Here is a 5,824-nt window from a genome sequence, read left to right as displayed (position 1 = left end):
AATCGTCTCATCGTTGCGGTAGCGGGAGGCGCTAAGCCAACGGTAACGAAGATGAGCAATCCGGAGCGGATTGTGATCGATTTTCCCGGAGCTGCCTTTGCACCGGATTTCGTTGGCAGTCTCCCAAGTGTTGCCGCGAACGGTACTCCGCAAGGCAAGCTGGACGTTGCCGGATACCCGCTTGTATCTGAAGTGCGGTATGCACTGTTTAGTACAAGCCCCTCAACCGTCAGATTTGTCATTCAAACGGTCGGGGGCCAGCCTTATCAGCTGAGTACCGATAACAGTACAGGACTTGTCACCATTGATTTAAATGCCTTAAGCAACAGCGGAGGTGCTGGTGGAGATACAGCTGCTTCAGGGAAACCAGTTGTAGTACTTGATGCCGGTCACGGCGGCAAGCAATCCGGGGCTGTCAGTATCACAGGCAAGCTGGAGAAGGACATTAATTTAGCAATCGTCAATAAAGTGGGAGCACTGCTTATACAGGATGGCCGGGTTGACGTTGTGTTCACCCGAACCAATGATATAACGTTAGGCTTGCAGGACCGTGTAAATATCGCCGAGGCAGCCAATGCGAATCTGTTCATTTCAGTACATGGCAATTCTCTTCCGGAAGCTTATCCTAACCGGGAGAAGGTTAACGGCAGTGAAACCTATTATTCACGGACTGAGAGTCTTCCGCTGGCCCAAATTATGCATAAGCATCTGGTAGCGGGCACCAGCTTTAAGGATAACGGAATCAGAACAAAAAGCCTGCATGTCACAAGGGAGACCAGCATGCCTGCTGTACTGCTGGAAGTAGGGTATATGAGCTCTGCAGCGAACGAATCCGCCATGCTCAGCGAACAGCTGCAAAATAATGTGGCGAGGGAAATTGTTGCCGGAATATATGAATATCTTGGGCTGTAAATGCAGCAGAATGCTGATAGATTATGAGGATTCTTAGACGCCGCTTGGAATTAATTCGCAACTTTTAAACTGTAGCGGCGTCTAAACAATGTCGAAGGTTGTCTATAGCCAGGTCATCATGAACGCCGGTTTTCTGGCGGAATACTAGATTCTTAGAGGTGAAGAATGAAGAAATTTGCTTTTATGCTGTTGCTAATGCTCTTTGTATTGATTTTCCCGGAGCATGGACAGGCTGCTGCCGGAAACAACCAGATTTTTCTCGATGGAAAGGAACTGACAGCAGGTCAAGAAGTTCCTGTTGAGAATGTGAACAGCTCCATTATGGTACCGCTAAGAATGATTGCTGAGAACCTTGGCTACAAGGTCGGCTGGAATCAGACAAGCAAGACAGTTACGATTGAACAGCAGGGCAAGACCGTTAAGCTGATCGTAGATCAGACGACAGCTTCTGTAGATGACAAAACGGTCATACTTACCATTGCTCCCATTAACAGAAGCGGGACTACCCTGGTACCGATCCGCTTCATCAGCGAGCAGTTCGGGCTGACTGTCAGCTGGGACAACACACAAAAGATTGTAAACCTTATTACCCCCGAAACCGGCGGTAATAACACTGGTTCAGACAGTGGAGCTAGTGACGGCGGAACAAGCGTTGTCGTGCCTCCGGCTGAAACGACGAATAACCTGACCATGGTGAATGGCATCAGCTTTAATGAGAACCGGCTGACCATCGCGATGGAAGGCAATGCCGTTCCGAAGGTATCGAAGGTGAGCGGTCCGGACCGGATTGTGGTCGATCTGCCAAATGCTACTTTCTCCGATTTGTTCGGAACCGGGCAGGTGCTGGATCCTAACCTTAACGGCAGTCTTAGTGTAACGGATTATCCCGATGTATCCGGAGTGCGCTACTCCCTGTATAGCACTAATCCGTATACCGTCCGTTTTGTCATTGATTTAAAAACTCCGAAGAACTATAGCGTTGATATTTCTGGAGATACCTCCAAGCTGGTTGTCATTGATCTGAATGCCGTTAGTACAGGTGATACAGCAACCCAGCCCGGCAACAGCGGGCGGAAGCTGATTGTGCTGGATGCGGGTCATGGAGCCAAGGACTCAGGAGCAGTAGGTGTCACAGGGAAATATGAAAAAAACTTTAATTTAGCCATTGTTCTTAAAGCGGCTGAGCTGCTGAAAAAAGAAAGTAACATTGACGTGGTACTGACCCGTAGTGATGATACCTTCCTTGAACTGAAAGACCGTGCCGCAATGGCTAACAATCTGCATGCAGATCTCTTTATTTCCGTTCATGCGAACAGCAGTGCTTCATCGGCTGCAACAGGGTCAGAAACCTACTACCAGCGTGCTACCAGCAAGGCTCTCGCAAGTGTGATGCATAAGTATCTTGTGCAGGCAACCGGACTCAGCGACCGCGGCGTACGGTACGGGAATTTCCATGTTATCCGTGAAACGACTATGCCTGCCGTACTTCTTGAAGTGGGTTATTTAAGTAATAAAGGCGATGAATCAGCGCTGTTCTCAGAAGCGCTGCAGAATAGAGTCGCAGCTGGGATCGTGAGCGGGATCAAAGAATATCTCGGGTTAAAATAACAGCCAAGCGGCAGATAGGGCCGCAAAGTTTGGTAAGGCCAGCATAGCAGGCTGAACAGGCTTTGCAGTTCTGTCTGCCCGTATTCATCTAGAGGGGGTAATGTTGATGAACAAGAAATTAACGTATACAGCGGTCTCAGCAGTTCTTCTGATGGTAATTGCCGGATGCGGAGAGAAGCCGGCAGCCTCTCCGGCTGCAAGTGCAGATCAGGGCAATAATTCGGTTGTAAGCGCGGCTGGAGGGAATTCGGAGAACAACGGAGGCGAGGTGGTTACACCTTCTATTGCTCCGCCGACAGAGGTAACCCCTGCTCCTACAGCGACCGCTAAACCAACTGAACCGGCCAAGCAGTCACAGGATATTGAAGTTTATTATACGGATCCGCAGCAGATGGATTTGATTGCAGCTGCAGGAACGATCAGCTTTGCGAGTGAAACCGAGAAATACAGCGAGGCGTTCAAAACGCTTCAGAGCAGCAGCAATACGGAGCAAGTGCCGCTCTGGAGCGGCATTGAGCTTAAATCGCTGGACTTCAAAGACGGGCAGATTGTGATGGACATTCACAAACCGGGTGAAGCCCAGCTTGGCGCAGGCGGCGAGTCTCTGGCGATAAGTGCGCTGGCCAAGACCCTCTTCCAGTTTGAAGAAGTGAAATCGGTCGAGCTTCTGGTCGATGCTGAGCAGGTGGAAAGTCTGATGGGGCATGTGGATCTGGAGCATCCGTTGACCAGAGAGAACAGCGGCCTCTAAATTTTGTGCAGGATTCGGAGCATGTATCCGCGAATAATGAATTGAACATTTACATGGATCATTGAGAGGGGAATAACCTATTGTCCGGTCAAAAAAGATCAAAACATTCGATTAAGGCCTATTCAACCAAAGCGACATCAGCTGTTCTGGCCGGTGCTATGGCATTCGGCGGAGCCGGGGCTGCTTTTGCGGATACTGCAGTTACCCCGGCTACAACTTCTGCAGCTGCAACGACTCAAGCTGCTGTGGTATCTTCGGGTATTTTCAGCGATGTGAAAACAGGCTTCTGGGCGGAGAAACATATCTACAAGCTGGCTTCGCAGGGAATCGTAGTCGGCAATAACGGCTTGTTCCGTCCCGGAGATTCGGTCACTCAGCAGGAAGCTGTACTGATGGCACTCCGCTTCATGAAGCTGCAAGGCAATGTAAGCAGTACTACGGATGTAGTGCTTCCAACCAATTTCCAGGTTTCGAATTATTATAAGCCGTATGTTGTGCTCGCTTTCCAGTCTGGACTGCTGGATAAGACGGTAGAGATGGCAACGGATAATCTCAAAACCTCCTGGGGTGAGCGCAAAGCTTCCCGTGAGTGGATTGCTGAATTGCTGATTAGAGCCTTGGGCAAAAGCTCGCAGGCAGCATCAGTGGCAGTAGAGCCAACCGGTTTTGCCGATGATGCTAAGGTTTCGGCGAATAAACGCGGCTATATCAATACTGCGGTAGATCTGGGATTGGCTAACGGCTTGGACGGCAACCGGTTTGATCCGCAAGGTGCAGTAACGCGTGCTCAGCTGGCGACTTTTTTCAGCCGGGCAGAAGCGCATAATACCCTGCAGTACGATAATACGGTATCGGGCAGCATCAGCGCGTTAAAAGACGGGAAAATGACTGTTTACAGCAACGGCGCTTCCTCTGTCTATAACCTGAGTCCGAACACAGCTTACTTCAGCAGCACTTCCGACACAAGAATCAGTCTGAGTGATATTCAGCCCTATACGAAGGTTACAGTCATCGGAGCTACTTATAATGCGGCCTATGTAGAGTTGACGGATGCAACTCCGCAGATAGAGGCTATTGAAGGAACCTTCGCCAAAATTACGCAGGGAATTATCTGGGTGGATTCGGCAACCGGGTATGACCAGTACAGCTATGATGCCAATACAGTCTTTGTGGATGTAAACGACGCTGCCATCACGGCTTCGTCTATTACAGCGGGTAGTAAGATTAAGCTCCTGCGAGAAACATACAGCGGTTCACACAAAGTGGTAAAGCTCCAGGTAACCTCGGGGATTGTAAATAAGACAACCACGGGAACACTTCAAAGCATTAACCTGGCTACCAAAAGCATCACCTTCAAAAATGCAGCAGGAACGGTGGAAACCTTCAACTGGGAAGAGGGTGCCACACTATTCAGCTCGCAAAATGCTGTACTGCAGCCAGCCGACCTGAAGGTCAATGCAGCCGTGAAATATACGATTAAGAATAATGTTATTGCAGCTGTTGAAGTGACATCAGGAACGGAACGAACGGTGCAGGGCTCGATTGTTGAAATGACAGGCTCAACTATAGTGTATAAAAAAGCAGATGGTACACGTGAAGTTAGGCTGCTCGCAACCTCCCCAACCATTATTATTCCTAATGTGGCAACTCCGGTTGCCGGGGATCTTATCGCCGATGCTACCGGAGGGGACAATGTTCAGCTTACACTGAACAGCAGCGATCAGGTTACCAAAATTGAAGTGACCAGCCGGCAGATTGAGCAATATAGCGGATCAACGGTTATTGCCTATAATACGAAATCTCAGCTGCTGACCTTTATGGACAGTAATAACAAGGCACATGTGGTTCATATTGATGCCAATACAAAGCTTGCCTATGATGGTGCGCCGACCACTTCGCTGATCAACATGGCGACAAGATTGACTGAAAACCGTAAAGTTGATGTAGTTTCGATAAATGAGCGTGCCCTGTCTGTAGAAAGTACAACCAAATACAGCGGAACGCTGGCTTCAGTGAGTACCTCAACCAAAACGATAGTGCTTAAGCTAAGTAATGGCCAGCTGCTTACACTGCCGTATCCTTTGTCTGTGGATTACTTTGGCAAGACTTCAGCTGCCATTACGGATGTCTCTCTTAACAGTCAAGTCACAGCAGTGCTCTCCGGAAGCCAGGATGTCATCTCTGTTCTCCGGGTTCAATCATCGTCACAGCTTGAAGTAACCTCAGTAAACAGTACTACGAATAAGCTGGGTGTGAAATGGCCAGGCGGTACGAGTGAGCTGTACACATTAACTATTCCAATGACAAATGAAGCCGGACAGAAAATTACTGTAAGTGATTTGAAAGCCGGAGATTTTGTGAATGTGAAGTTTGAAGGAAGTACAGCGCTATCCATCCAGGCAGTGAAGGTTAGTCTTGGACAGGTGGCTGCACTGGATACTACAGCAAGCACTCTCACGGTGAAGGATTACACTGGAGCCACCCAGACGTATTCAGCCGCCGGCGGGGTAAAGATCATCCGGGACGGAGTAACGACAACAGCGCTTGGAAATA

At 49.1% G+C, this 5,824-nt stretch carries 4 protein-coding genes; all 4 read left to right on the top strand.

What is annotated here, in order from left to right:
- A partial coding sequence (locus tag AQR02_RS15875) for an N-acetylmuramoyl-L-alanine amidase (protein ID WP_159067771.1) occupies positions 1–912 on the top strand: 912 nt, incomplete at its 5' end.
- Positions 913–1,077: 165 nt separating this feature from the next.
- Positions 1,078–2,520 (top strand): N-acetylmuramoyl-L-alanine amidase, encoded by a 1,443-nt coding sequence (locus AQR02_RS15870; protein ID WP_054941309.1) that lies wholly within the window; start codon positions 1,078–1,080, stop codon positions 2,518–2,520.
- A gap of 106 nt (positions 2,521–2,626) precedes the next feature.
- Entirely contained in the window at positions 2,627–3,271 is a 645-nt protein-coding gene (locus AQR02_RS15865) for a GerMN domain-containing protein (protein WP_054941308.1), read from the top strand.
- An 80-nt stretch (positions 3,272–3,351) separates the two neighbouring features.
- Positions 3,352–5,824: S-layer homology domain-containing protein (locus AQR02_RS15860; RefSeq protein ID WP_082451868.1), on the top strand; the 2,473-nt coding region annotated here is incomplete at its 3' end.

Origin of the sequence: Paenibacillus ihuae (assembly GCF_001368795.1) — a bacterium.
Taxonomy (GTDB): Bacteria; Bacillota; Bacilli; order Paenibacillales; family Paenibacillaceae; genus Paenibacillus_AQ; species Paenibacillus_AQ ihuae.
The sequence above is the reverse complement of the archived record's forward strand: the minus strand, read 5'-3'. Positions and strand labels throughout refer to the sequence as shown.

What these genes read in the sequence shown, in the direction of transcription:
- AQR02_RS15870 (WP_054941309.1), top strand. Translation starts at nt 1,078, where the DNA reads ATGAAGAAATTTGCTTTTATGCTGTTGCTAATGCTCTTTGTATTGATT.
- AQR02_RS15865 (WP_054941308.1), top strand. Translation starts at nt 2,627, where the DNA reads ATGAACAAGAAATTAACGTATACAGCGGTCTCAGCAGTTCTTCTGATG.